The sequence below is a fragment of the Proteiniphilum saccharofermentans genome (genome assembly GCF_900095135.1).
In the GTDB taxonomy this organism is placed as follows: domain Bacteria; phylum Bacteroidota; class Bacteroidia; order Bacteroidales; family Dysgonomonadaceae; genus Proteiniphilum; species Proteiniphilum saccharofermentans.
In genome coordinates, this window is record NZ_LT605205.1 from 769,466 (window position 1) to 793,961 (window position 24,496).

Annotated in this window: 20 protein-coding genes; 5 read left to right on the forward strand and 15 right to left on the reverse strand. The window is 43.5% G+C overall.

Going from position 1 to position 24,496, the window contains the following annotated elements:
- Positions 1-2 precede the first annotated feature (2 nt).
- The 5 genes from murI to rimP form a co-directional block, all read right to left on the reverse strand.
- Complete coding sequence (murI, locus tag PSM36_RS02930) at positions 3-854, reverse strand: glutamate racemase (RefSeq protein WP_076928715.1); 852 nt, start codon at positions 852-854, stop codon at positions 3-5.
- Between the two features lie 18 nt (positions 855-872).
- Complete coding sequence (locus PSM36_RS02935) at positions 873-1,397, reverse strand: OmpH family outer membrane protein (protein ID WP_076928716.1); 525 nt, start codon at positions 1,395-1,397, stop codon at positions 873-875.
- A 218-nt stretch (positions 1,398-1,615) separates the two neighbouring features.
- On the reverse strand, positions 1,616-4,717 hold the full coding sequence (infB, locus tag PSM36_RS02940) for a translation initiation factor IF-2 (RefSeq protein WP_076928717.1): 3,102 nt from the start codon (positions 4,715-4,717) through the stop codon (positions 1,616-1,618).
- Positions 4,718-4,793: 76 nt separating this feature from the next.
- On the reverse strand, positions 4,794-6,182 hold the full coding sequence (nusA, locus tag PSM36_RS02945) for a transcription termination factor NusA (RefSeq protein ID WP_076928718.1): 1,389 nt from the start codon (positions 6,180-6,182) through the stop codon (positions 4,794-4,796).
- Between the two features lie 3 nt (positions 6,183-6,185).
- Positions 6,186-6,653: a ribosome assembly cofactor RimP gene (gene rimP, locus PSM36_RS02950; RefSeq protein WP_076928719.1), complete on the reverse strand. Its 468-nt coding sequence runs from the start codon at positions 6,651-6,653 to the stop codon at positions 6,186-6,188.
- Between the two features lie 406 nt (positions 6,654-7,059).
- On the opposite strand from rimP, the gene PSM36_RS02955 reads away from it, so the two are divergent.
- The 5 genes from PSM36_RS02955 (at position 7,060) to PSM36_RS02975 (ending at position 13,393) form a co-directional block, all read left to right on the forward strand.
- Positions 7,060-7,632 carry a DUF5063 domain-containing protein gene (locus PSM36_RS02955; RefSeq protein WP_076932007.1) on the forward strand — a complete coding sequence of 191 codons (573 nt, stop codon included), beginning with the start codon at positions 7,060-7,062 and terminating at the stop codon, positions 7,630-7,632.
- Positions 7,623-8,198: a 3'-5' exonuclease gene (locus PSM36_RS02960; RefSeq protein WP_076928720.1), complete on the forward strand. Its 576-nt coding sequence runs from the start codon at positions 7,623-7,625 to the stop codon at positions 8,196-8,198. Before PSM36_RS02955 ends, PSM36_RS02960 begins: the two co-directional genes overlap by 10 nt.
- Positions 8,199-8,254: 56 nt before the next feature.
- The gene (locus PSM36_RS02965) at positions 8,255-9,448 is read left to right on the forward strand and encodes a class I SAM-dependent rRNA methyltransferase (protein ID WP_076928721.1); all 1,194 of its coding nucleotides are present in this window, start codon (positions 8,255-8,257) and stop codon (positions 9,446-9,448) included.
- A 407-nt stretch (positions 9,449-9,855) separates the two neighbouring features.
- Positions 9,856-10,827 carry a GSCFA domain-containing protein gene (locus PSM36_RS02970; RefSeq protein WP_076928722.1) on the forward strand — a complete coding sequence of 324 codons (972 nt, stop codon included), beginning with the start codon at positions 9,856-9,858 and terminating at the stop codon, positions 10,825-10,827.
- 97 nt (positions 10,828-10,924) lie between these two features.
- On the forward strand, positions 10,925-13,393 hold the full coding sequence (locus tag PSM36_RS02975; protein ID WP_076928723.1) for a bifunctional UDP-N-acetylmuramoyl-tripeptide:D-alanyl-D-alanine ligase/alanine racemase: 2,469 nt from the start codon (positions 10,925-10,927) through the stop codon (positions 13,391-13,393).
- A 102-nt stretch (positions 13,394-13,495) separates the two neighbouring features.
- Here the strand turns inward: PSM36_RS02975 and PSM36_RS02980 are convergent, their stop codons facing one another.
- The 10 genes from PSM36_RS02980 to PSM36_RS03025 all read right to left on the reverse strand — a co-directional run bounded on the left by PSM36_RS02980 (position 13,496) and on the right by PSM36_RS03025 (position 24,329).
- Positions 13,496-14,650 (reverse strand): OmpA family protein, encoded by a 1,155-nt coding sequence (locus tag PSM36_RS02980; RefSeq protein ID WP_076928724.1) that lies wholly within the window; start codon positions 14,648-14,650, stop codon positions 13,496-13,498.
- A 282-nt stretch (positions 14,651-14,932) separates the two neighbouring features.
- Positions 14,933-15,793, reverse strand: a complete 861-nt coding sequence (locus PSM36_RS02985; RefSeq protein ID WP_076928725.1) for a sigma-70 family RNA polymerase sigma factor — start codon at positions 15,791-15,793, stop codon at positions 14,933-14,935.
- 203 nt (positions 15,794-15,996) lie between these two features.
- A complete protein-coding gene (locus tag PSM36_RS02990; protein ID WP_076928726.1) occupies positions 15,997-17,529 on the reverse strand; it encodes a Do family serine endopeptidase in 1,533 nt (510 codons plus the stop codon).
- A 334-nt stretch (positions 17,530-17,863) separates the two neighbouring features.
- Positions 17,864-19,063, reverse strand: a complete 1,200-nt coding sequence (locus tag PSM36_RS02995) for a glycosyltransferase (RefSeq protein ID WP_083710907.1) — start codon at positions 19,061-19,063, stop codon at positions 17,864-17,866.
- A 5-nt stretch (positions 19,064-19,068) separates the two neighbouring features.
- Complete coding sequence (gene lysA, locus PSM36_RS03000; RefSeq protein ID WP_076928728.1) at positions 19,069-20,226, reverse strand: diaminopimelate decarboxylase; 1,158 nt, start codon at positions 20,224-20,226, stop codon at positions 19,069-19,071.
- Positions 20,227-20,372: 146 nt separating this feature from the next.
- Positions 20,373-21,296 carry a tRNA (adenosine(37)-N6)-dimethylallyltransferase MiaA gene (gene miaA, locus PSM36_RS03005; protein ID WP_076928729.1) on the reverse strand — a complete coding sequence of 308 codons (924 nt, stop codon included), beginning with the start codon at positions 21,294-21,296 and terminating at the stop codon, positions 20,373-20,375.
- Position 21,297: 1 nt separating this feature from the next.
- On the reverse strand, positions 21,298-22,095 hold the full coding sequence (locus tag PSM36_RS03010; RefSeq protein WP_076928730.1) for a TPM domain-containing protein: 798 nt from the start codon (positions 22,093-22,095) through the stop codon (positions 21,298-21,300).
- Positions 22,073-22,495 (reverse strand): TPM domain-containing protein, encoded by a 423-nt coding sequence (locus PSM36_RS03015; protein WP_076928731.1) that lies wholly within the window; start codon positions 22,493-22,495, stop codon positions 22,073-22,075. The genes PSM36_RS03010 and PSM36_RS03015 overlap by 23 nt, the downstream gene beginning before the upstream one ends.
- Positions 22,496-22,553: 58 nt before the next feature.
- Entirely contained in the window at positions 22,554-23,135 is a 582-nt protein-coding gene (locus PSM36_RS03020; protein WP_076928732.1) for a LemA family protein, read from the reverse strand.
- Between the two features lie 243 nt (positions 23,136-23,378).
- Positions 23,379-24,329 carry a PA domain-containing protein gene (locus PSM36_RS03025; protein WP_076928733.1) on the reverse strand — a complete coding sequence of 317 codons (951 nt, stop codon included), beginning with the start codon at positions 24,327-24,329 and terminating at the stop codon, positions 23,379-23,381.
- Between the last annotated feature and the right edge of the window lie 167 nt (positions 24,330-24,496).

Here is a 24,496-nt window from a genome sequence, read left to right on the forward strand (position 1 = left end):
TTTTATTCGAGATTGGTTTGTAATGCTGCAACCTGCTCATTCAGAAAGATCGACGCTTGCTGTCCGAATCTTTCCGCCGAATCGGTTGTAAAATAGTACATGTTTCCATTCTTTGTGCAGTTCCTGTCCATTTCCGGATGTCTTTGCAAATAGTTTTTGAGGCTTTCGGCTACATATTTTCCCTGAGAGATTATTTTTACGTTTTCCGGCAGGTATCGGGTTATCTTTTCCGTGAGAAGCGGGTAATGGGTGCATCCCAGGATTATCGTGTCGATAAGAGGATCTTTTTCAAGAATCCTTCCCAAATGTTGTTGTACAAAATAATCGGCTCCCGGTTTGTCATACTCCCTGTTTTCTACAAGGGGAACCCACATGGGGCATGATTCACCGGTTACGGTTACATCAGGATAAAGTTTTTTGATTTCCAGTTCATATGATCCCGAGCGAATAGTCCCTTCTGTCCCCAAAATACCTATATGACCACTTTCCGAAAGAGTTGACACTGACTCAGCAGTAGGACGAATCACACCCAGCACCCTTCTCGAAGGGTCTAGTTGCGGAAGGTCGACCTGCTGGATGGTTCTTAATGCTTTTGCAGATGCCGTATTACATGCGAGGATTACCAGATGGCACCCTTGCCTGAAGAACCATTTCACTGCTTCGAGTGTAAACTGGTATACCCGCTCAAATGAGCGGCTGCCATAGGGCGCGCGGGCATTATCGCCCAGATAAATATAATCATACTCCGGCATCAGCGTCTTTATTTCGGAAAGTACCGTAAGTCCGCCGTATCCGGAGTCGAAGATACCGATGGGATTTGTTTCCCGGCTTTTATAGTTACTCTGTTCCTCCACGTCTGTTGAGGATTTCGCTTAACGGATGCCTAATTTTGATTTTACGTAAGGATTGGCATTTACCGCGTCAGGCGATACAAAAGCGATCCCGGGATTGGCCAAATCGTAAATCACAGTATATCCCTGTTCGATCCCGACAGCATGAATGGCATTGTTTATTTTTTGTTTCAGGGGTTCCACTAATTCTTTCTCCTGATTTTCAATGTCTTTCTGGGCCAGTTCCATGAATTGGTTTATTCTGCCTTCCAATTCGGTTAGTTCCTGCATCCTCCGCAGCTTGATATTTTCTGAAAGAGAGGCTTGATAAGTGATGTAGTCGGAATACTTTTTGTTGTACTCGTTCTGCATCAGTTCCAGCTCTTTTTCGTAGTTCTCACTTAATGTAAGCAGTTGCTGTGTGGCCCGTGCTTTTTCAGGCATTTGATCCAATAGTTCAGTGGTATTTACATACGCAACGGATACTTGTGGCAACACCTGTGAAAAAGCAGTTCCACCGACCAATGAAATAAGCAGGGTAAGCGTGAAAAAAACTTTTTTTGTCATTGTCAACTATTTTTATAAAGTGAATATTCAATTGATGAACCATGGTTGCTATTGTAATTTCTTTTCCATCTCCTGTGTGTTGTGGCCGCATCTACTTGTAAAGAGCAGATGCGGCCGCTCTCAGGGTAGGAATTAAAATTACAATGTCAACTGGTTACCATAAATAAAGCCCCTGAATTCCCTTCGTGTTTGACAGGTAATTCATGATTGGGGATTTTTTATAATCTCTTTTTTACTTCAGTCTCTTCATATGCTTCAACGACATCACCCACTTTGATATCATTGAAATTGCGTATGGTGACTCCACACTCATAGCCTGAAGTAACTTCTTTTACATCCTCTTTGAATCGTTTCAACGATTCCAGTTCTCCTGTGAAGATCACAATACCATCGCGGATAAGACGGATACGGCTTGAACGTTTTATTTTTCCGTCACGTACCATACATCCGGCTACAGTACCTACTTTTGATATTTTGAATACCTCCAGTACTTCAACGTTACCGGTAATCTCCTCCTTGATGTCGGGAGAAAGCATGCCTTCCATAGCCGCTTTGACCTCTTCTATGGCATCGTAGATGATAGAGTAGAGGCGGATATCCACACCTTCTTTCTCTGCCTCTTTACGTGCTCCGAGTGAGGGACGTACCTGGAAGCCGATAATAATGGCATCGGAGACCGCAGCCAGGCTCACATCCGATTCTGAAATTTGCCCTGCTGCCTTGTGGATCACATTCACTTGGATCTCTTCTGTGGAGAGACGTATCAATGAGTCGGAGAGTGCTTCTACTGATCCGTCCACGTCCCCCTTCACGATGATGTTCAATTGTTGGAAGCTGCCGATAGCGATGCGGCGCCCGATATCGTCGAGAGTAAGCATTTTCTGCGTACGCAATGACTGTTCACGCTGCAACTGTTCACGGCGGTTGGCAATTGAGCGTGCCTCCTGTTCGGTCTCCATTACATTGAATGTGTCACCGGCTTGAGGCGCTCCATTCAAACCGAGTATCAATGCCGGTTCTGATGGGCCAGCCTCTTCAATACGTTGATTACGCTCGTTGAACATAGCTTTCACACGGCCGAAATAAGAACCTGCCAATACGATATCACCCTGTCTGAGCGTCCCGTTTTCTACCAATACGGTGGCCATATAACCTCTTCCCTTATCGAGTGACGATTCAATGATGGATCCGGTAGCTCTCCGATCCGGGTTGGCTTTCAGCTCCAACAGGTCTGCCTCAAGCAATACTTTTTCCAGTAGTTCATGGATACCAATACCGCTTTTTGCCGATATATCCTGCGATTGGTATTTTCCTCCCCAATCTTCCACAAGATAGTTCATTTCGGCCAGTTTCTCTTTTATCTTTTCAGGATTTGCCCCCGGTTTATCGATCTTGTTAATGGCGAATACAATCGGTACGCCGGCTGCGCCTGCATGGTTGATCGCTTCTACTGTCTGCGGCATCACATTGTCGTCGGCCGCTACGATGATAATTGCCACGTCAGTCACCTTAGCACCACGTGCACGCATGGCGGTAAAGGCTTCGTGCCCCGGTGTATCGAGGAAGGTGATCTTGCGTCCGTCGGACAACTGTACGTTATATGCTCCGATATGTTGCGTGATACCGCCGGCTTCACCCGCAATCACATTGGTGCTGCGGATCCTGTCGAGCAGTGAAGTTTTCCCGTGGTCTACGTGCCCCATCACCGTGACAATAGGTGGGCGCGGAATCAGGTCTTCGGGTGCATCTTCCTGATCAGCAATTGCTTCAATTACGTCGGCACTCACATACTGGGTCTTGAAACCGTATTCTTCCGCCACAATATTGATGGTCTCGGCATCGAGGCGCTGATTGATCGCCACCATTACACCCAGACTCATACAAGTGGAAATAACATTGGTTACAGGAACGTTCATCATATTGGCCAGGTCGTTTGCCGTAACAAACTCGGTCAACTGCAATATGCGGCTTGCCTTTTCCTGCTGTTTGAGTTCCTCTTGCTGCTTTTGGGCGCTGGCTTCACGCTTTTCACGACGATACTTCGCTCCGGCTTTTTTACCTCTCTTTTCTGTGAGGCGCGCAAGTGTCTCTTTTATCTGTTTTTGTACATCTTCTTCACTGACTTCAGCCTTAAGTGGTTTTCTGAGCGACAATTTTTTGTTATTGCTCTTGGACCCCTGATTGTAGGTAACCGGTTTATCAATATTCACCTGTCCGGAACGTATCCGTTTTCTTTTCTTTTTCCCGCTGTCGGTATCTCCCTCTGAAGTGTCAGGCTGTTTTTTCTTTTCATCAATAGCCTCTTTCTTCAGTTGTTTTACTTTTTCTTCTTTCAGCTTTTTGTTGTCAAGCGCTTTCTGTTCACGTTCAAGGCGTTCTTTCTTGCGCTGTGCCCTCGACTTTCTGGGGGGGCGGGTACGATCATTGATAGAATCCAGATCTATAGACCCTTTTACCACAATATTGGATTCCAGCTTGTTGTTGTGTAACCGGAATACTGAGTCGGACTTAGCTTCATCGGTTTTTTCTTCCGTTTCCGCTTCAGATTCATTCCTGTATGGTTCTGCATCCGCCGCTTCAGGTACAGATACTGGTTCCGGTGCTGTTACCGCTTCCTCCTTCGGTTCCTCCCTTTTTATTTCTTCCGGTTTAGTTTTTTCCGCCTCAACCTGATGTACTATCTCTTCCTTTTTCTCTTCGACCTGTTCCTCTGTTTTCTCTTTTGGACTCTTCTTCGTTTCCTCTTCGGGTTTTTCTTCAACCTGAGGCGAAGTTACCTCTTCATAGGGGACTTGTTCAATAGGAGTCTCCTCTGCAGCCACCTCTTTTACGGAATCCGGTTTTTCTAGTTCCGGTTCGGGCTGTGCTTCTACTTCCGGAGTATCGGGAGCAACAATCTCTTCCTTATCTTCTTTTGCCGGCTCTTCGTTCTTCGGTTCGCTTTTCCTTTTATGAAGGTTGTCCAGATCAATACTGCCTACGACATTGAAATGAGGTTTCAATTCGTCCGGGATCTCTGTCTCGATAGCTTCTTTTTCCACTTTTTTCCTGGGAATTTGCTGTTCCGGAAGTTCATATCCTTCTATGGCGACAGTCTCCCGCTTTTCGTCACGACGATGCAATTTTTCGCGGGTGATAGTCGCTTCTTTCCGTATATTTTTGTCTTTCCCGAATTCGGCAATCAGTATATCATACTGTTCATCCTCAATTTTTGCGTTGGGATTTGCTTCTATTTCAATACCTTTCTTGTGCAGAAATTCAACAAGGGTGTTGATTCCTACATTTAAATTTTTTGATACTTTTATTAGTCTTACAGGCATATATCTCTCCTACCTTTACTCTCTTTTAATGTTGTGAACAGTATGTTGTACTATTTGACCGGGACCGGATTTGAGATCAGTGGTTGTTTTCCTCGTCAGTACCCATCTCTACATCTACATCTGCGTCTGTATCTACGTCTACGTCTACATCTACATCTGCATTTATCCCCATGTCTACATCCATGTCTGTATCTATTTCTGTATCGTCATCTTCTTCCTCAAATTCGTAACGTAAGATGGCCAATACCTCATCTACTGTACTATCCTCCAGGTCTGCCTCCCTGATTAGCCTTTCACGTCCCATCGCAAGTACGTTCTTGGCCGTAGAACAGCCGATTTTTTTCAATTGGTCAATGACCCAACCATCGATTTCGTCACGGAATTCATCAAGATAGATATCTTCCTCGTCTACCTCATCTATGTCGCGGAACACCTCTATGTTGTAACCGGTGAGCATGGAGGCCAGTTTGATATTGGCTCCTCCCTTCCCAATGGCGAGGGAAACTTCCTCGGGATTGAGAAATACTTCTGCACGACGCTCCTCCTCCCTTACAGTGATGGAGTTGATCCTTGCGGGACTCAACGCCCGTTGAATGTAGAGGGTGGTGTTGTTGGTATAATTGATGACGTCGATATTTTCATTTCGTAATTCACGCACTATGCCGTGAATGCGGAATCCTTTCATTCCCACACAGGCTCCTACCGGGTCGATGCGGTCATCATAAGCCTCTACAGCTACTTTGGCACGTTCACCCGGGATACGGGCAATCCCTTTGATAGTGATCAGTCCGTCCGCAATCTCTGGAATCTCCTGTTCAAACAATCTTTCAAGGAATACGGGGGATGTGCGTGAAAGGATGATCCTGGGATTGTTATTCTTGTTCTCAACCCTTGCTACTACGGCGCGGGCGTGTTCTCCTTTACGGAAAAAATCGCTGGGTATCTGTTCCGTCTTGGGTAGGATTAATTCATTATGCTCATCGTCGAGCAATAACAATTCCTTTTTCCATACCTGATAGACCTCTCCCGAGACAATTTCTCCTACTTTTTCCTTATACTTATTGTAGAGGTTGTCCTTTTCCAGTTCCAATATCTTGGATGCCAGCGTCTGCCTGAGATTCAGGATGGTGCGGCGGCCAAAATGATCGAGTGATACCTCGTCAGTAACCTCTTCTCCCACCTCAAAATCCTCGTCGATCTTCCGGGCTTCCGACAGGCTAATTTCTAAATTGGGATCCTCCAGTTCATCGTCTTCCACAACCACCCTGTTACGCCATATTTCCAAGTCGCCTTTGTCGGGGTTAATGATGATATCATAGTTTTCATCCGTACCGTTGTTTTTGGAAATAACATTGCGGAACGATTCTTCAAGCACGCTGATGAGTGTGGCTTTATCGATATTCTTCAGCTCGTTGAATTCGGAAAATGTATCGATGAGACTGATGGTTTCTTTCTTCTTACCCATATATTATTTAAATCGTATAAGATATTTTGTATGTTTTACTTCATCAAACGCAAAGCGGATATCTTCTTCCACTTCAATTTTACGTTTGGCACCTTCGGGCTTTACTTTCTTTGTAATAGAGACGGTAAAACCGTTATCATCAGACGATTTCAACGTTCCTGTAATTTTCTGGCCGTTCCTGCAGAGTACTTCTACTTCCTTGCCTTCATATTTTTTGTATTGGCGCAATATTTTAAAGGGAGAAGAGAGCCCGGCAGATGTAACTGTCAACTCGAAATCTTCCGTGTCACGGTCGAGTTTCGACTCCAGATAACGGCTCAGTGTTACACAATCGTCAATATCCACCCCATGATCGTTATCTATTTCCACGGTAATCGTATTATCAGCACTAACCGAAACATCCGTCAAGTAGTTTGGCGAACCGTCCAGATATTGTTCCGTGAAATCGACAATCAGTTTCTTTTCGATCATATTATTTATCCGCAAGGGAGTACGATGAGCACGAGTTTACAGACAAGAATGTGATTAATATATCTTACATCTTGATTTTTGGCTCTTGACTCTAATTTTTATGAACAAAAAAGGAAGCGGTGTGTCCTGCTTCCCTCCTCCTTTACGAGTGCAAAGATATTATTTTCAAACGGATTCACAAAATCTTTGCCACTTTTTTTGTGTTATTCCGGCTTCTGTTTGATATCACCGTGTGTAATATTATCGAAATATAGTGAAAGGTGAGGGCAATCTTGGATGCTTGCATACGAAGATTGCCGAACCGCATCCTATATTCTACAAAAATAATGTGTAATTTTGTCTCCTGAAAAAAAAGTGTACATCCTGAACGAATTAGAAGATGTATGCTGCTAAACGGATTGAAAGTATGGAGAGAGCAGATATTGATAAGATCGTATACGACAAAAGTGTGATCGATTTTGTCACGATTGCTGTAGAGGTATGTGTCTTTTTAGAAAAGAATGAGCCTCTCCCGCGCGAAGAGTGGGTGGACAGGCTATTGAAAATGCTTCCCCTTTTGTATGTGAAAGCACTTTTGTTACCCGGGACAGTATCTACGGAGGAAGAAGTTCCTGCCACTTTTGTACGTGAAGAAGATTATTCCCGCGTAGCGAACATGGTGTCGGAAGTGATGGGGGAGGAAGATGTTTATCTCGATGTGTTTGTAGAGGATATGAAGTATAGTGATACGCCCGTATCTACATTCATTTCGGAAAATATTGCAGATATTTATCAGGATATCAGGAATTTTGTGTCTGTGTACCAGTTTGGTCTGACTGGACAGATGAATGATGCGCTATATCAATGTAGTGAGAATTTCCGTCTCTATTGGGGGCAAAAATTGGTGAACGTGCTGCGTCCGCTGCACACGTTGAAATGTCTGTCTCTGGAAAATGAGAATGATGAGGCGGATTTATCGGAGGACGAATTGTGGGGTTGACGATTTCAAAAGAGCAGGTGGCGGAGTTGCCTTTAGAGACCTTTAGGGGAGATGTAGTGGTTGTTGACCATGTTGAGGAAGTACAGGACGCATGTAATTTTCTTTCTTCACAGAGTGCGCTCGGTTTCGATACGGAGACCAAACCTGCATTCAAACGGGGACAAGTGAATAAAGTAGCGCTAATGCAACTCTCCACGGAAGAGGTGTGTTTCCTGTTCCGTTTGAATAAGATCGGTTATCCCGACGAACTGGAGGCGATCATGAGTGATCCGGGAATCAAAAAGATAGGTCTTTCGTTACGTGACGATTTTGCTGCAATCAGGAAACGTTCCGTACGAAAGCCGGAGAATTTTATCGACTTACAAGGTTTCGTGGATCAATACGGGATAGAGGACAATAGCCTGCAAAAGATCTATGCTATCCTCTTCGGTAAAAAAATATCCAAAAATCAACGTGTTTCGAACTGGGAAGCAGAAACGTTAACCCCTGCCCAGCAATCCTATGCTGCGATCGATGCCTGGGCTTGCCTTCGCATTTATAACCATTTAACCCGAACAGGGAAATGAAACGACTATTAGTCTAAAACGTTTCATACACCGAAACAAAAAAGTAAAATAATAGTATGAGTTCTTACAAAGAGATTGTATTACGTTCCGGAAAGGAGGCGTCGCTGCAGCGATTTCACCCGTGGGTTTTTTCAGGTGCCATCGCCCGAAAGCCTGAAGACCTGGTTGAAGGAGAGACGGTACGGGTGTTGGCTGCCGATGGTACTTTTTTGGGAGTGGGACATTTCCAGATCGGCAGTATTGCGGTACGCATTATGTCTTTCGTGGATGAGCCCATAGATGCAGCATTCTATAAAAAAAGTCTTTCCAATGCCTATAGGATGCGCTCATCATTGAATCTTGTCAGGCCTGATAATACGATCTTCAGATTGGTACATGGAGAGGGTGATTGTCTCCCGGGTCTAATAGTCGATATATACGGAGATACTGCGGTGATACAGGCACACTCGGTGGGAATTCACAGAGATCTGGAACTTGTGACGAATGCATTAAAGCAGATACTCCCCACCGATATGGTGAAACATATCTTTTATAAATCGGAGGGAACGCTTCCCTATAAAGCCGGTATTTTTCCTGAAAACAGTTATCTGTCGGGAGGTGAGGATGTCGATGAGATTGCCATGGAGAACGGTTTGCGTTTCCGTATCGATTGGCTGAAAGGGCAAAAGACCGGTTTTTTCGTCGATCAACGGGAAAACCGCGCACTATTGGAATATTATGCGAAAGGCCGCCATGTGCTGAATATGTTCTGTTATACGGGAGGTTTTTCAGTATATGCCCTGCGGGGAGGTGCTGCTTCGGTGATGTCGGTCGACAGTTCCGCGAAAGCGGTTTCGATCACAGACCAGAATGTAGCCCTCAATTTTGGGGAAGATCCGCGGCACAGTTCCTTTCCTGAAGATGCATTTAAGTTTCTGAGACAACTCTCCGGTGGAGAAAAGGATCTTATTATTTTAGATCCTCCGGCCTTTGCGAAACATCGTGGGGCTATTAATAACGCATTGCAGGGTTATAAGAAGTTGAACCTGCAAGCATTGCAGAAAATTGCACCAGGTGGTTTCCTTTTCACTTTTTCTTGTTCACAGGTAATCTCCGCCGAACAGTTCAGGTTGGCGGTTTTCAGTGCTGCAGCCATATCGGGCAGGAAAGTGCGTATTTTGCATCAACTTACACAGCCTGCCGATCATCCTATCAATATTTATCATCCGGAAGGAGAGTATCTGAAGGGGTTGGTGCTCCAGGTGGAATGAAAAACTAAACGAAGAATGAAAAATTAAAAGTGAAATAAAGGATAAAGAACAGGAGGGATGAAGATAAAAAAATAGATAGATATTCCATTTAAATCTGTTTAAAACTTCGCTGTTCAATCCTTTCTTAGTTAAATTATATGAAATGTTTGATTTTTATGCTCGGAAAGTATGTTTTATAACACAAAAACGCTTATATTTGCAACGTGTTTTTCATGGTATTAGATTTAAGGTTAACAATGAAGATTGGTTGTCGTGAGACAACCTTTCCTTTTTTATATAGATCCCAGATTTAAAATTCCAAACTTCCTATAATCACATCATCATAGTGCGGTTTCACAAAATATACACTTGTTGAATGGGTAAAATGGCTCCATTATTGTTATTTTTGTAATGAAAATGATTTATATATGGATTTTAGGACAATCATAAATATTCCCGTCTCGGATATACAGATTAATCACTCTTCCCGGATGATGCTTTTCGGTTCCTGCTTTTCTGAAAATATAGGCAGGAAGCTTCAGCAATCTAAATTTCGGGTGGATGTAAATCCTTTTGGTATTTTATACAATCCTTTTTCCATTTCTACAGCCATGCAAAGGTTACTGTCTACAAAACCTTTTTTGGAAGCTGACCTTATATTCAACAATGGGCTATATCATAGTTTGATGCATCATGGACAATTTTCGGCTCCCGACAAAGAGGTCTGTCTGCGGAATATTTCGGAACGGTTTGAAAGTGCTGTTTTGCAGATCAAACGGGCCAATCTTTTCCTGATTACTTTTGGCTCGGCCTATGTGTATCAGTGGAAGGAAAGCGGGGAAATTGCAGGTAACTGCCATAAATTACCCGCCCGCCTGTTCCACAGGTTCCGTTTATCGGTAGAAGAAATTACGGAGGAGTGGGAAAAGCTGATTTCAATGCTTACAGCCATGCATCCGGACATCAAACTATTATTTACTGTGAGTCCTGTCCGTCACTGGAAAGAGGGTGCGCATGAAAATCAGATTAGCAAATCGATACTTCATCTGGCGATAGATAATTTAGTACAACTTTTTCCGGAGAACGTGCGTTATTTTCCTGCTTATGAAGTAATGATAGATGAGTTACGTGATTACAGGTTTTATGATGAAGATATGATACATCCTTCGTCCTTTGCCATTGATTATATCTGGCAGCTTTTCAGCAATACATTCTTTTCGAGTGAGACAATCGGGATAAATAAAGAATGGGAGCAGATCAGGAGGGCAATGGAGCATCGACCGCTTTATCCGGGAACGAAAGAGCATGAGGCATTTGTGAAGGATACGTTGAGGAAATTGGAGACTTTTAGCCGGAGATATCCTGAGATTTCGTGCGATGATATTGATCTGCCCAAGTGAAGAAGGTGGGAAGGTGATAATTGATAATTGAAAATTGAAAATTGAAAATGGACAAATTCATAATTCATAATTGGTAATTGGTAATTGATAATTAATTATGCAGTACAGTATTCAAGAGATAGGGACTATATTAGGTGTACCGGTCAATAAGGAGGGATCGGATAAAATATCGATTTTGCTTACCGACAGCCGTAAATTGGCATTGCCGGCTGAGACCCTTTTTTTTGCGTTGGAAACAAAAAATAATGATGCACATATTTTTATAGGTGAACTGTATGAAAAGGGTGTACGTAATTTTGTAGTATCTAAGACTTTCCCGGAATGGGCGGATTTTGGAGATGCCAATTTCCTGAAAGTGAAAAACAGTTTGTCGGCACTGCAGAAGATCGCAGCTTATCACAGAAAGAGATTCAATATACCTGTCATTGGAATTACCGGTAGCAATGGGAAAACTATTGTAAAAGAATGGCTTTACCAGATACTGGAGAAAGATTACAATATTGTCCGTTCACCCAGGAGTTATAATTCCCAGATTGGTGTGCCTCTCTCGGTCTGGCAATTGGATGATGATTCGCAGTTGGGTATTTTTGAAGCGGGTATATCGCAGCCGGAAGAGATGGGCAAACTGGAGCCTGTTATCCGGCCTACTATTGGAGTATTGACAAAAATAGGGGAGGCGCATCAGGAAAATTTTGTCTCCTTGCAGCAGAAGATCATGGAGAAACTGGAACTTTTTGTCAACTGCGATGTGTTTATTTTTGATGAGGACAACCACCTGGTTGCCGAGTGTGTCGATCAGATGGTGCTTTCCCAGAAAACCTTTACCTGGTCCAGAAAAAGCAGGGATGCGCATTTGTATATATCTGCGGTGAAAAAGAAAGGGGAGAAGACGGTAATCAACTATTCATTCCTGGATTTTGATGACTCCTTCACAATCCCTTTTACCGATGAGGCTTCAATTGAGAATGCCATCAGTTGTCTTGCCGTTGCACTTTACCTGCATATTTCACCTACAGGTATCTCCTCCAGGATGGCTATTCTTGAACCTGTAGCTATGCGATTAGATGTCCGGAAAGGAAAAGAAAACTGCATTATTATAAATGACACCTATAACTCTGATATCAATTCCATTAAAATTGCACTTGATTTCCAACAACAGCGTAAGGTTGACCGGCATTTAAAGAAAACATTGATCCTTTCCGATATACTTCAGGCGGGAATTCCTCCGGGATCCCTTTATAAAAAAGTGGCAGGAATGATAGAACAGAGTGGTGTAGAAAGAGTGATAGGCATAGGCCGGGATATCACAACTCACCAGGATCTGTTTTCAACGCCGGAGAAATCTTTTTATTTGACAACAGATCAGTTTATCTCTTCCGGAGAGTGGAAAAATTTCGATCATGAGTTGATTTTGCTGAAAGGTGCACGTAGGTACCATTTTGAACAGATTGGAGCTCTTATTGAGGAACGTATACACGAAACTCTGCTGGAGGTCGATCTGGATGCCGTAGTACATAATTTCAATTTTTATAAATCCCGCTTGTTATCAGATATAAAACTGGTCTGCATGGTAAAAGCGAACGGATATGGTGCGGGTGCTGTGGAGATTGCCAAAACACTTCAATACCATCGTTGTGATTACCTGGCAGTGGCTGTAGCCGAAGAAGGAATACAACTCAGGAAGGAAGGGATTTCATTGCCATTGATAGTATTGAATCCTGAAGTGAACGGTTTCGAAGAGCTCTTTAACGCAGATTTGGAACCAGAAGTATACAATTTCCGTATTCTGGAGGCGTTCATTAAGGAGTCGGAACGAAGAGGCATCACAGATTATCCGATCCATTTGAAGATCGATACCGGAATGCATCGGTTGGGTTTTCTTCCGGAACAGATACCTGATATGTTATCCGTGCTCAAAAAACAAAAAGGATTGAAAGTGATATCTGTATTCTCACACTTATCTGCAAGCGAAAGCTGGCATTTTGATGATTTTACTCACCGGCAAATGGAGATATTCAGGAAGGCAGCAGAGGAAATAGAGCAAGCATTCAATTATCCCGTCTATAAGCATATACTCAACTCGGCTGGTATGGAACGTTTCTCTGATACCAAATGGGATATGACCCGTCTTGGAATCGGACTATATGGTATCAGTGCTAGCGGTTTGCCGGGTCTTAAAAATGTCTGTACCCTGAAGACGACTATTCTACAGATCAAACATATCTCCTCTAACGAGACTATAGGTTACGGAAGAAAAGAAAAACTGGAACGGGATGCACGCATCGCCACAATACGTTTTGGTTATGCAGATGGATTGGATCGGCAATTCGGCAACCGTAAAGGAAAGGTTCTGATTAACGGGCAATATGCACCTATTGTAGGGAATGTCTGCATGGATCTCTGCATGGTGGATGTGACCGGCATTAAAGCAGAGGAAGGTGACACGGTTATCCTGTTTGGTGAAAATCTATCGGTGATCGAGTTGGCTGAGAGTATCGGTACTATCCCCTATGAAATACTTACCTCTGTGTCTCCTCGTGTTAAACGTATTTACATAAAAGAATAGATAAGATAATAGCTTTTAATCTTCGTGCATTTTTACTGGGCATATAAAAAAATCCCGGCCAATTGGCCGGGATTTTTTTATACTATTTGTTGTGCCTTAATCTTACTCAACGAAGAAGATAGCAACACGGTTCCAGTCGTTTTCTGCATACGGCTGTTCGGTATCACCCTTCCAGTCAATAGAGATACGATCGCTGCTGATTCCGTGGTCGTTAGTCAAAGCATCGGCAACCGCTCTTGCACGTTTTTCAGAAAGTGCAAAGTTGTATTCAGGAGTACCTGTTTGTCTGTCGGCATAAGCTACGATGTTAACTTTCGCATTCGGGTTAGCTTTCATGTATTCAGCAGTATTGTGAACACTGATTTGCTGACCTCTGTCGATCTTCGCGGAATTGATGCGGAAGAATACTACGTTAGGAACGTATACAGCTTCTTCAACAACAGTCGGTTGAACTTCAGGACATTCCGGGCAAGATTCCGGTCTCAGTCTCAGTTCTTCGTTTTCAGCACGCAGTCTGTTGATCTGGCTGTTCAAGTCGTTGATCAGGTTGTAATCCATCAGTTCGGCAGGAGTGAAATCCTGTTTTCCTCCAAGACCGAATTTGATACCTGCAGTACCGGTGAACATGCTGTCATATTCATAATCTCCGGCTGCTCCGCTCTTATCAAAGGATTCCTGCATTACTCTCCATCCCAGTTCGAGGAAGAGGGCTACGCTCTTGGAAAGTTGGAAATTGTTGATCAAACCCACATTGTAGGTCAATGTCTGATTCTGGTGTTTGAACAGATCGCCGTCAGGATTGGGTTTTTTCCAGTCGTCCAGTCCGTACATGTAACCGATACCAAGATAAGGAACCAGGCTGTAAACCCTGTCAGGATTGTAGCTGCCCCATGCATTGGTAACGTTGTACATCAGGTCTAAATGACCGCCTAGCCAGTTTTGTTCATCAGGAACAGGAGCACCTGCTACGTGCTTGATAAGGCCACCGTCAATTACCACACGAGCACCCCAGTTAGGAGAGTTCCAGCGTCCGATTTCAAGTTGTCCCATCCATCCCAGACGATCACCGAAGTTCGCATCGGCATCATTTTCGCCTTTAGTCATGTAGAGGTTGGTTCCACCGCCAAGACCAATATACCAATTATCACTTGCTTTGTTTTTCAGATACACTGTACCGTGAGAAACGTTTTGTACTTCTTGTGCACTTATGCTGAAAGCAACAAGAGCAGAAAATAAAAGTAAACCAAACTTTTTCATAAATTTAAATTCTAATTAAACATTTTATTACAATAACTCGATATTATTTCCGTCGTCCATCAACATGTGTATTATACACTCAGCGCAATTTTCATTGCTTTCATGTATAACATCTCCATTGAAATAATGTTCATCGAAGTATATTCATTCTTACTTCGGATCACAAATATAAAACTTAATTTTTACATATGTCCAATTTTGTGTAAAAAATCACCAAAAAACATGATGATGAGGGCATTTTAAGCCATTTTTTTACTTTTTCCGCTGATAAAAAGGCCTAAATTAGCCAAGGTAAGTTTTTAATAACTTGCTCCTGGAGTCTTGTCTGAGTCTGCGTATGGCTTTCTCTTTGATCTGGCGGACACGTTCACGCGTCAACTGGAATTTATCACCGATCTCTTCAAGAGTCATTTCCTGGCATCCTATACCGAAAAACATTTTAATTATATCGCTTTCTCTTTCGGTTAGTGTGGAGAGTGCCCTGTCGATCTCCTTCTGGAGAGATTCATTAATTAGTGTACGGTCAGCAACAGGAGCGTCATCGTTCACCAGGACATCCAACAAGCTATTGTCTTCTCCTTCCACAAAAGGAGCGTCCATAGAAATATGGCGGCCTGACACTTTTAGTGAATCCGTCACTTTTTCCACAGACAGATCCAGTTCGTGAGCCAATTCTTCTGCAGAAGGCCTCCGTTCATTCTCCTGTTCAAACTTCTGGAAAGCCTTGCTGATTTTATTGAGTGATCCCACCTGGTTCAACGGTAATCTGACAATTCTGGACTGCTCGGCTAAAGCTTGCAGAATCGATTGACGAATCCACCAAACGGCATAACTGATAAATTTAAACCCCCTGGTTTCATCGAATTTCTCGGCAGCTTTTATCAGACCCAGGTTCCCCTCATTGATCAGGTCAGGTAAGCTCAATCCCTGGTTCTGGTATTGCTTCGCTACCGATACCACAAAACGGAGATTGGCCCTGGTGAGTTTTTCCAGTGCCTGACGATCACCCCTTTTGATGGCTTGTGCCAACTCGACCTCCTCCTCCACAGTGATCAGATCTTCACGACCGATTTCCTGGAGGTATTTGTCCAAAGAAGCACTTTCCCGGTTTGTGATTGATTTTGTAATCTTTAATTGTCTCATTTATGCTTAATCCTTCTAAGTTATCTTATGATTCATCATTTGGGGGTGCAAAAGTACAAAATATTTCTGATAGTGAAATAAAAGCCCTGTCAATAAACCATAACAAAGGAATTTGGGATGAAACCCAATTCCTTTGCTATAAAACACGAATCACTACTTTTTTGTTACTTAAAAAGTTGAGATTAACCTTTATTAACCGGATATCATCGACTGCTTGTCAAATCGATGGCAATATATTGCGTTCTTCCGTTTGGATAAAAACCTGCAATCAACAGCACTTTATCCTGACTGTTGTTAGCAGCCGATACAATATTAGCCACGTCACTTTCGCTATTGACCGGAGTATTATTTATCCTCATAATGATGAAGCCTTTGTTAATTCCTTCTTTTCTGAAAAGTCCGTTACTTTTTACACTTTCTACTTCGATACCGCTTGAAATGCCTAAAGCCCTTTTCCTTTCATCCGGTATTTGTTTGAATGTGGCACCTAAAGTGTTCAAGGCGTTTGTACCGCGTGTTATTTCGGTGCTGCCTTCGTTGTTCGTCAGTTCAACATTGAATGAGTGGCTGTTGCCGTTGCGGTCGACCGTAACGCTGATCTTGTCCCCCGGACGGTATCTGTTCAACTGGCTTTGTAGTTCGGCGAAATTGCGGATAGGTACATTGTTGATGGCGTTGATCACATCTCCCTTTTGGATACCTGCTGCTTTGGCCGCGCTTCGGTCGCTGAAATCTTCTACCAGTACGCCTTTGATTTGTGACAGTTCCCGTGCTTTTTGGGGATCCTGACGCCCGATGATCTCTATATTGGGTGCCTGGATTCCCAGCAGTGCGCGCTGTACGGTGCCGTATTCCTTCAGGTCTGCAGCTATTTTGCCGGCAATGGAAATAGGCACGGCGAAAGCATACCCTGCAAAATTGCCCGTCTGTGAATAAATGGCAGTATTGATACCTACCAACTCTCCGCGTGTATTGACCAGTGCACCACCACTATTCCCGGGGTTGACCGCGGCATCTATTTGGATGAAGGATTGGATACCTAATCCGCCTCCCATCACATTACCTCTGTTCTTGGCGCTCACAATCCCGGCGGTGACCGTAGAGGTGAGGTTGAACGGATTACCTACCGCCAAAACCCATTCCCCTACTTTTAACGCGTCAGAGTTTCCGAAAGTGAGATAAGGAAAATCATCCCCATCAATCTTCAGTAAGGCGATATCACTCATACGGTCAGTACCGACTACCTTAGCTTTGAATTCCCGGTTGTCATTCAGGGTGACGGAGACCTCATTTGCTTTATCCACTACGTGATTATTCGTGATGATATATCCGTCTTTGGAAATGATCACTCCGGAACCGTAACCTACCTGTTCACGTGGTTGAGAAGGCATGCGGTCGCCAAACCCGAAGAAAAAATCAAACGGATTGATGTATTGTTGCTGGCTAATTGTTGTTGTTTTCACGTGTACTACTCCATCGACCGACTTGGCAGCTGCTTCGGTAAAATCGGGATATCCATCCGATGTGGTGAGATTGGTGAGCACTACATTTTTGTCTTGTTCAAAAGAGTCGGCATAAGCACGTACTTCTTCGGAAATCCTGCTCCCTGGTAAATCGGAGAATGAACTGCTCCCGTTGTTTCTGTTTATTACATTGTAACCCAATAAAGTGACAACTGAACTTAAAATTGCCACTAATACGATAATGAATACGTTTTTACTATTTCCTGTGTTCATATTCTTTGTGTGTTGATGTTTATTATTATTCATACCAATACAATAATATAGAGAAGGTCGAGAGGCAAGCTAAACTTGTTTTGGGCTTACCCGAGGTCGCACCTATATCCTGCAAATATATGACAAATAACATGCAGAATTTTTAGCTGCAGACCGGCTTTTTAACACTTTTAACGCAAACAAAGAGTGATTAACCCGATTTAACCCTATCGGTTTCATTCAGAGCAGCTTTTGCCTGACAGATTGACGGGTTTCCCTCTCTTTGCCTTATATGATACCTGTTTATTTTGATTTGCCTTCCCTCTTTCTGTTACTCCTGTCAGTTGCTCTTGCATTATCCTCTTGCCCTGTTCCGCTTGATGGCATATCTCCTGAATCGGGTGTTATTAAGAGGTTGAAAAATATCGTAAAAGAAGAGATTGAGATGGTATTTCCCTGCATTGAAGAGACGGCTGTTAAGGGTGGTTACTCTCCATTGAACCACATATCTGATCACAAAAAATAATAAGGCCGAAGCTGTCAGTATGTGGTTACCGGCTACTATCCCCAATGCAATAGTGCCAATTAATGAGATATAGAAGAGATATTTGGAGAATGTTTCCAGGCTAAATATACGGAACGAGAATCCTTTGTAGTACTGTTTCGAATAGAGATACCGGGACTTTAAAGTACGCCATTCCGAGAAATGATGCACACTGCCGGTTTCAGTCAGGCCCTGTTGGGAAAGTACTACGCCTGTCTTTTTTTTCGGGGCGATCCTGTTGATATATATGTCGTCTTCTCCTCCCTCCAGGTTTAATACCGGAGAGAAACCCTTATTTTTGAAGAAAAGTTCTTTTTTATAAGCCAGATTGCGCCCAATTCCCATAAAAGGTTTTCTCAATATGGCCATTGATAGGAATTTCAAATGATGGATGAGATTATCATATAGCATAAACCCCCGTAGGCCTGTCTTCTTGGGAATCTCCAGCCGGCTAAAACCCAGGATCACCTCTTTTCCCTGCGTGAATTCTTTTCCGAATTCTCTGATCCAATGTTTAGAAGATGGTTTGCAATAGGCTTCGGTGAATAGGAGGAAATCGTACTTTGCTGCTTTAATTCCCAGTGTGAGTGCCAGTTTCTTTTCATTGATGCCACCGTCGGCTTCTGCCGGCACATAAGTATGGTAAAGATGGGGATATTTTAGTTCAGCGGCTTTCAATACCATGTCGGTGTCATCTGTCGATCCACTGTTTACGACAATCACTTCAAAGTTCGGATAGTCCTGTTCCAGTATGGACGGCAGGTTTCGTCCCAGTTCTTCGGCGTTGTTCTTCGAGGTGACAATGACCGAGATGGCAGGGAGTGCTTCATCAGGAATGGAAAGTTCACCTTTTTTTTTCTGGTAGCTGTAAGGGCGCCTGTAAATGAAAAGCCAAAAAAAGAGTTGTATCAGGAAGCAAAGCAGCAATATGCCTCCCAGTATCCATTCCGTCAGGGTGAATTGGTTGAATAATGAATTGAGAAGATCCATCTTTTGTGTTCCTGAAAGCATATCATTTAAAGTTGGTCGGAAAAGTATGATAAGGGCAGGTTGCGGCAGTTATATCGGGATGCCATGACTTCTCCGTATGCGCCGGCGGAACGGATGGCAATCAGGTCTCCTCTGGCACTTTCGTCAAGCATGATCTGTTCTGCAAAAACATCACTCGATTCACAGATAGGCCCCACCACATCATATAGCGCCGGTCCTTTTTCGGAGGAGATATTTTCTATATGGTGGAAAGCCTGGTAGAGTGCGGGACGTATCAGGTCGGTCATCCCTGCATCCACGATCAGGAATTTTTTTTGGATGCCCTCTTTTACGAAAAGTACCCGTGATATGAGTGAGCCACAGGGTGCCACTACTGCCCGTCCCAGTTCGAAATGCAGTTCCTGATTTGGTTGTAGTTGCAGGTTTTTTTCAAAGAGCCGGAAGTAGGATTCGAAATCGGCCATTGGGATGTGGTTAGGATGCTGGTAGTTTATCCCAAGTCCTCCTCCTACATTGATGACCGGTAGTTTAATCCCCTGTGTATTAAACCACTCCTGTAACTCCTTCACTCTTACACAAAGGTCTTCAAATGATTTGAGATCGGTAATCTGTGAACCGATATGGAAATGTATGCCTGTCAGTTGCAGGTTGGATGAATCCTTCATCACTTCCAGGATCCGGGGCAGATCCTGTTCATTGATGCCAAATTTATTTTCAGTTAGTCCTGTAGTGATATACTTATGTGTATGTGCGTCTACATTGGGGTTGATGCGGAATGCCACCCTTGCCGTTTTTCCTTTTGCAGAGGCCAATGTGTTGAGAACCTCGAGTTCAGGGATTGATTCCACGTTAAAACAGAAAATGTCATTATCAAGTCCGATCTCTATCTCCCGGTCGCTTTTCCCCACACCGGCAAAGACTATTTTATCCGGGGTAAATCCCGATTCCATGGCGGCCAGTATCTCGTTGCCACTTACACAATCAGCACCAAAGCCAAAAGCGGCAATCTCTTTCAGAATGCGCGGGTTGGCATTCGCCTTTACCGCATAATGCACATGAAAACGCTTATTCTCTGTCTCTTTTTTTATAGCCTGGAGTGTGGCACGTAATAACTCTATATCGTAATAATAAAATGGGGTGTCGAGTTGTTTGAACTTCTCAACGGGAAATATTCCTTTGATCATTGGTGTTAATTTATAAAAATGGAGTTTGTTAAAAGCACCTTGCGTATCTTATTTTTTCAGGCGCATCACTATCTGAACGGCAAAATTACGATTTTTTTCTTTAATTGACAATTGACAATTGACAACTGAAAATTATCCACTGTCCATTATCCATTGTCCACTGCCAATTTACCTGCCAGTTGCAGTTTTTGTTCGGAAGTCAGGGATGCATCTATCCAGTGAATAACGAATCCCCGGCGTTCCATACCTCTGAACCATGTCATCTGCCGTTTGGCAAATTGGTGGATGGCAATCTCCAGTTGCCGGAACATCTCTCCGTAACTTAACTTACCGGTCACGTGAAGTGTTACGAATTTATATTCCAGTCCGTAATAAATCAGATCTTCGGGTGAAACTCCGGAATCAAGGATACTCCGCACCTCTTCGATCATCCCTTCCTGAAGACGTGCGTGCAGGCGTGCGGTGATCTTTTTTCGCCGGAGTTCCCTGTCTATATCGAGGCCCAGGATAATACTTTCTACCGGAGGGAATGTGGTGGCAGAACTCTCTTGTTTCGATTTGTATTCTTCTATTTCGATGGCCCGGATTGCCCTTTTTTTACTGTCAGTGTCGGTTGTGTTATGTAGTGGACGGTAACTTTGCAGGATGTCGGTCAGCTCCTCGAGTGATTTTTGTTCGAGTGCTGACCTCAGTCTCGGATTGGCGGGTACATCAGGAAGATTGTATCCTTTCAGCACCGATTCGATATAAAGTCCGGTGCCGCCGCACAGGATGGGAGTCTTGTTGCGGCTGAGGATGTCGCAGTAGATTTTATGAAAATCGTGTTGATAGTCAAAGAGGGTGTATTTCTCTCCCGGTTCGCGGATGTCGATAAGATGATAGGGGATAGAAGATCCTTCTACAGTGTATTCCGAAAGGTCTTTGCCGGTACCTATATCCATCCGCCGGTATATCTGACGGGAGTCGGCACTCACAATTTCGCCATCGAGCGTGTATGCTAATTGTGCAGCAAATGCGGTTTTTCCACTCGCCGTGGGGCCCAGAACGGTGATCAAAGTTTTCTTTTCCATGTTACCAGCTTCCTCCGGCGCCTCCACCACCGAATCTGCCGCCGCCACCGCCGCCGAAGCCGCCTCCACCTCCACCGAACCCCCCGCTCCAGCCGCTTCCGCTGCCAAAGCCGCCGCTTCTACGCCCACCACTCATTGGCGGGAAGAATATAGGGGGGCTTGTCCGGTGACCACCGCCGCCGATATGCTGGTCTCCTCCCTTAGAAAGGAAAGAGAGCAACAGGATGATGCCGACCAGAATAATAATGATCACGAAAAAGGGGATTCCTTCCTCTTCTTCGGCATCGGCAACAAATTCACCGGAGAGGCGTGCTATCATTACGTCAATAGCGGCATTCACTCCACCAAAATAATCCTCGTCAATAAAGTAGGGGATCATCTCGTTGCGTACAATACGACCGGCATAGGCATCATTGATCCGTGCTTCCAGACCGTAACCGGTGGCGATAAATGCCTGTCCGCGGCTATTCCCTATTTTCGGTTTGATAAGGATGACGGCACCGTTGTCTTTACTCTTCTGTCCAATCTCCCATTTCTCACCAAGCCTGAAAGCATAATCGGAGGCGGGATAACCGCCCAGATCGGTTACTGAGACTACATATATTTGTGTGGATGTGGAGTCATTGTAGGCACGTAGTTTTTGCTCCAGAGCCTGTTCTTCAGCCGGAGAGAAAATATCTGCAAAGTCGTTTACCAAACGGTAGGGCACCATCGGTTCGGGGATATCCTGCGCCGATAACCCTAAAGAAGAAAAGAATATAAGTATAAGAAGATATTTACTCTTCCATAATAACTTCATCGCCTAATTCATTTATATCATTTTCCGATACAGGATAACGGGACTTGATCAATTCTCCCACTTTTTCTACACCTTTGCAGATCCCTTCCGAAATTTCTCCTTTTTTGAAATAGGAGAGCATCTTTTCCAGGGCTTCATTCCAGAATCCACCATTCACAGCGTCATGGATGCCCTGATCCCCGATAATAGCTGTTTTATGGTCGGATGGAGATACGTAGATGAGCACACCATTACGGAGCCGGGTCGTATCCATCTTCAGTTGATTGAACTTTTTGAATGCGGCTTCCAGCGGATCGCCTTTGCATTGCCGGGCCACGCATACGCGTATCTCTCCCGAAGTATGGCTTTCTGCGAGTTGGATCGATTCCGTGATTCTCTGTAGTTCCTCTTTGTTCAACATATCTCAACCGGTTTTTATTTTCCCGTTAAGTTAAATTGTATGGTGTGGAAATATCTTCTCAGAATTGTACCTCAGGAGCAGTCTGTGCTGCGGGAGTCGCTTCGAAATAGGCTTTTGGTTCAAATTTGAACCATTTAGCATAGATCACCTGTGGAAATTTGCGGATATAGGCATTATAGTCCTGCGCCAACTGGTTGAAACGGTTCCGCTCTACCGAGATCCTGTTTTCTGTTCCTGCCAGTTCATCCTGAAGTGCGAGGAAATTCTGGTTGGCTTTCAGTTCAGGGTAATTCTCCTGTATCAGTAACAATCTACCCAGTGCCTGGCTCAACTGGTCTTGTGCCTGCTGATATTCCTGTAAGCTCTCTGCCGTGAGATTTTCAGGATTGATAGTTGTTTGCGTGGCCTTGGCTCTTGCTTCTGTTACTTGGGTAAAAGTCTCCTGTTCATGTTGGGCGTATCCTTTTACCGTGTTTACTAAGTTGGGAATGAGGTCGGCACGACGCTGATAAGCATTCTGTACGTTACCCCATTGTGAGGTTACGGCCTCTTGTTTTTCTACCATCCGGTTGTATCCCTGGCATCCGGTGAGCCCCATTGCACCTACTACGATCAGTAAAACGAAAGAAATTTTTCTCATTTGGTTGTATTTATGAGTTATGAATTACCAAATTATTAATTACTAATTACCAATTTAAATTAGTCCTATTAGTACATTGGTATATTAGTCTCATTGGCACTACTTGTCGGGATTATTCGCATTGTCTTGTCCCGTCCGGCAAAAGTAAAACAATTTTTTGTTGCTACCGTCTGCCTCAAGAGATCTTAACAGATATAAATAACAGATAAACGGAGAGAAAAGTTTTTCTTTTGAATGCATTCGTTATTCCACTTCTGAGAATTGAATTTTTGTTTCTGTGTTCTGTGTCATGGGAATAGCCATGGATTGTGGGCCGGATATTATGATACTCATATCCATACCGGTTTTCTCTTCCATTCTTACCGGATGCATGCTTTCATCGATTTTTCGCTGTAGAGTCCTCAGCGAATCCACACTACCGAATAATTCATTAATCACATCCCGATTCACCTGTACTGCGGGAATATTTGCGTTTTCTTCGCATACATTATATGTAGGATTTGTCTTGCCTTTCATATACAGGCTGTTCCACAAATAACCCTGTGCGGTAATGGCTACATTGTGAAGCGGGTCGGTTACCAGTAAAAGTCCTGCTGCTCCGTGTTCCGCCGCGTTCCGTATTTTGTAGGGTATGCCGGAATATAGTGTCTCTTTTTTTCCTTCAAAGAATGTGGCGATAGTGTCGTTTTTGCGAGGTTCCTGTTTCATCACCAGCACAATCTTGCCTTTTACATCAATATCTTTATAATCATCATAATTATATTGGGGAGCTGTGATACCATATCCCGCAAAAACCAGTTCACCTTGTACCTGGTTACTTCCTGTATTGAACAGAGGAGTGAAATTTTCCTTTAAGTCATATGCGTGATTTATACTGCCCTTAGTTAAAATAAATTTACAGTTTTCAATATTCAGGTCGGCCGCACAAAATGGAATTGGTTGAAAATAAGATCCATTTACAGATCTTATCCCGAACTCTTTCAATTTCATGGCGATATAATTTGCGGCTCTATCTGCTTCTATACTCGGTGCCGAGCGTCCACGCATTTTGTCTGAAGCCAGAATATCTATAAACTCTTTCACCAAAGGTTCCGAAATTTGTTCTAATCCTTTTGAGGATACTTCTTGCGAATGAAGACAATTAACAAATAAGCCGGACAGCAGTAACAGGAGAATAATGATGATTCTTATCATAATGGAGGTTATAAAACGGTAATTATCAATTAAGATATAAACGTCTGTTTTTCGGTTTTAATTCTTTACTCCTCAAAAATAGTGAGTTTTAAAGTCCTAGGCAAGAAAAACAAAGAATAAATAAAACTTTTTTTATATCTTTGCCCATTGGAAGAATGTATAGGTGA

Bases quoted from the DNA above. Each gene is read 5' to 3' on its own strand.
- PSM36_RS02935 (WP_076928716.1), bottom strand. From the start codon at position 1,397: ATGACAAAAAAAGTTTTTTTCACGCTTACCCTGCTTATTTCATTGGTC.
- infB (WP_076928717.1), bottom strand. From the start codon at position 4,717: ATGCCTGTAAGACTAATAAAAGTATCAAAAAATTTAAATGTAGGAATC.
- nusA (WP_076928718.1), bottom strand. From the start codon at position 6,182: ATGGGTAAGAAGAAAGAAACCATCAGTCTCATCGATACATTTTCCGAA.
- rimP (WP_076928719.1), bottom strand. From the start codon at position 6,653: ATGATCGAAAAGAAACTGATTGTCGATTTCACGGAACAATATCTGGAC.
- PSM36_RS02955 (WP_076932007.1), top strand. From the start codon at position 7,060: ATGGAGAGAGCAGATATTGATAAGATCGTATACGACAAAAGTGTGATC.
- PSM36_RS02965 (WP_076928721.1), top strand. From the start codon at position 8,255: ATGAGTTCTTACAAAGAGATTGTATTACGTTCCGGAAAGGAGGCGTCG.
- PSM36_RS02970 (WP_076928722.1), top strand. From the start codon at position 9,856: ATGGATTTTAGGACAATCATAAATATTCCCGTCTCGGATATACAGATT.
- PSM36_RS02975 (WP_076928723.1), top strand. From the start codon at position 10,925: ATGCAGTACAGTATTCAAGAGATAGGGACTATATTAGGTGTACCGGTC.
- PSM36_RS02980 (WP_076928724.1), bottom strand. From the start codon at position 14,650: ATGAAAAAGTTTGGTTTACTTTTATTTTCTGCTCTTGTTGCTTTCAGC.
- PSM36_RS02985 (WP_076928725.1), bottom strand. From the start codon at position 15,793: ATGAGACAATTAAAGATTACAAAATCAATCACAAACCGGGAAAGTGCT.
- PSM36_RS02990 (WP_076928726.1), bottom strand. From the start codon at position 17,529: ATGAACACAGGAAATAGTAAAAACGTATTCATTATCGTATTAGTGGCA.
- PSM36_RS02995 (WP_083710907.1), bottom strand. From the start codon at position 19,063: ATGCTTTCAGGAACACAAAAGATGGATCTTCTCAATTCATTATTCAAC.
- lysA (WP_076928728.1), bottom strand. From the start codon at position 20,226: ATGATCAAAGGAATATTTCCCGTTGAGAAGTTCAAACAACTCGACACC.
- miaA (WP_076928729.1), bottom strand. From the start codon at position 21,296: ATGGAAAAGAAAACTTTGATCACCGTTCTGGGCCCCACGGCGAGTGGA.
- PSM36_RS03010 (WP_076928730.1), bottom strand. From the start codon at position 22,095: ATGAAGTTATTATGGAAGAGTAAATATCTTCTTATACTTATATTCTTT.
- PSM36_RS03015 (WP_076928731.1), bottom strand. From the start codon at position 22,495: ATGTTGAACAAAGAGGAACTACAGAGAATCACGGAATCGATCCAACTC.
- PSM36_RS03020 (WP_076928732.1), bottom strand. From the start codon at position 23,135: ATGAGAAAAATTTCTTTCGTTTTACTGATCGTAGTAGGTGCAATGGGG.
- PSM36_RS03025 (WP_076928733.1), bottom strand. From the start codon at position 24,329: ATGATAAGAATCATCATTATTCTCCTGTTACTGCTGTCCGGCTTATTT.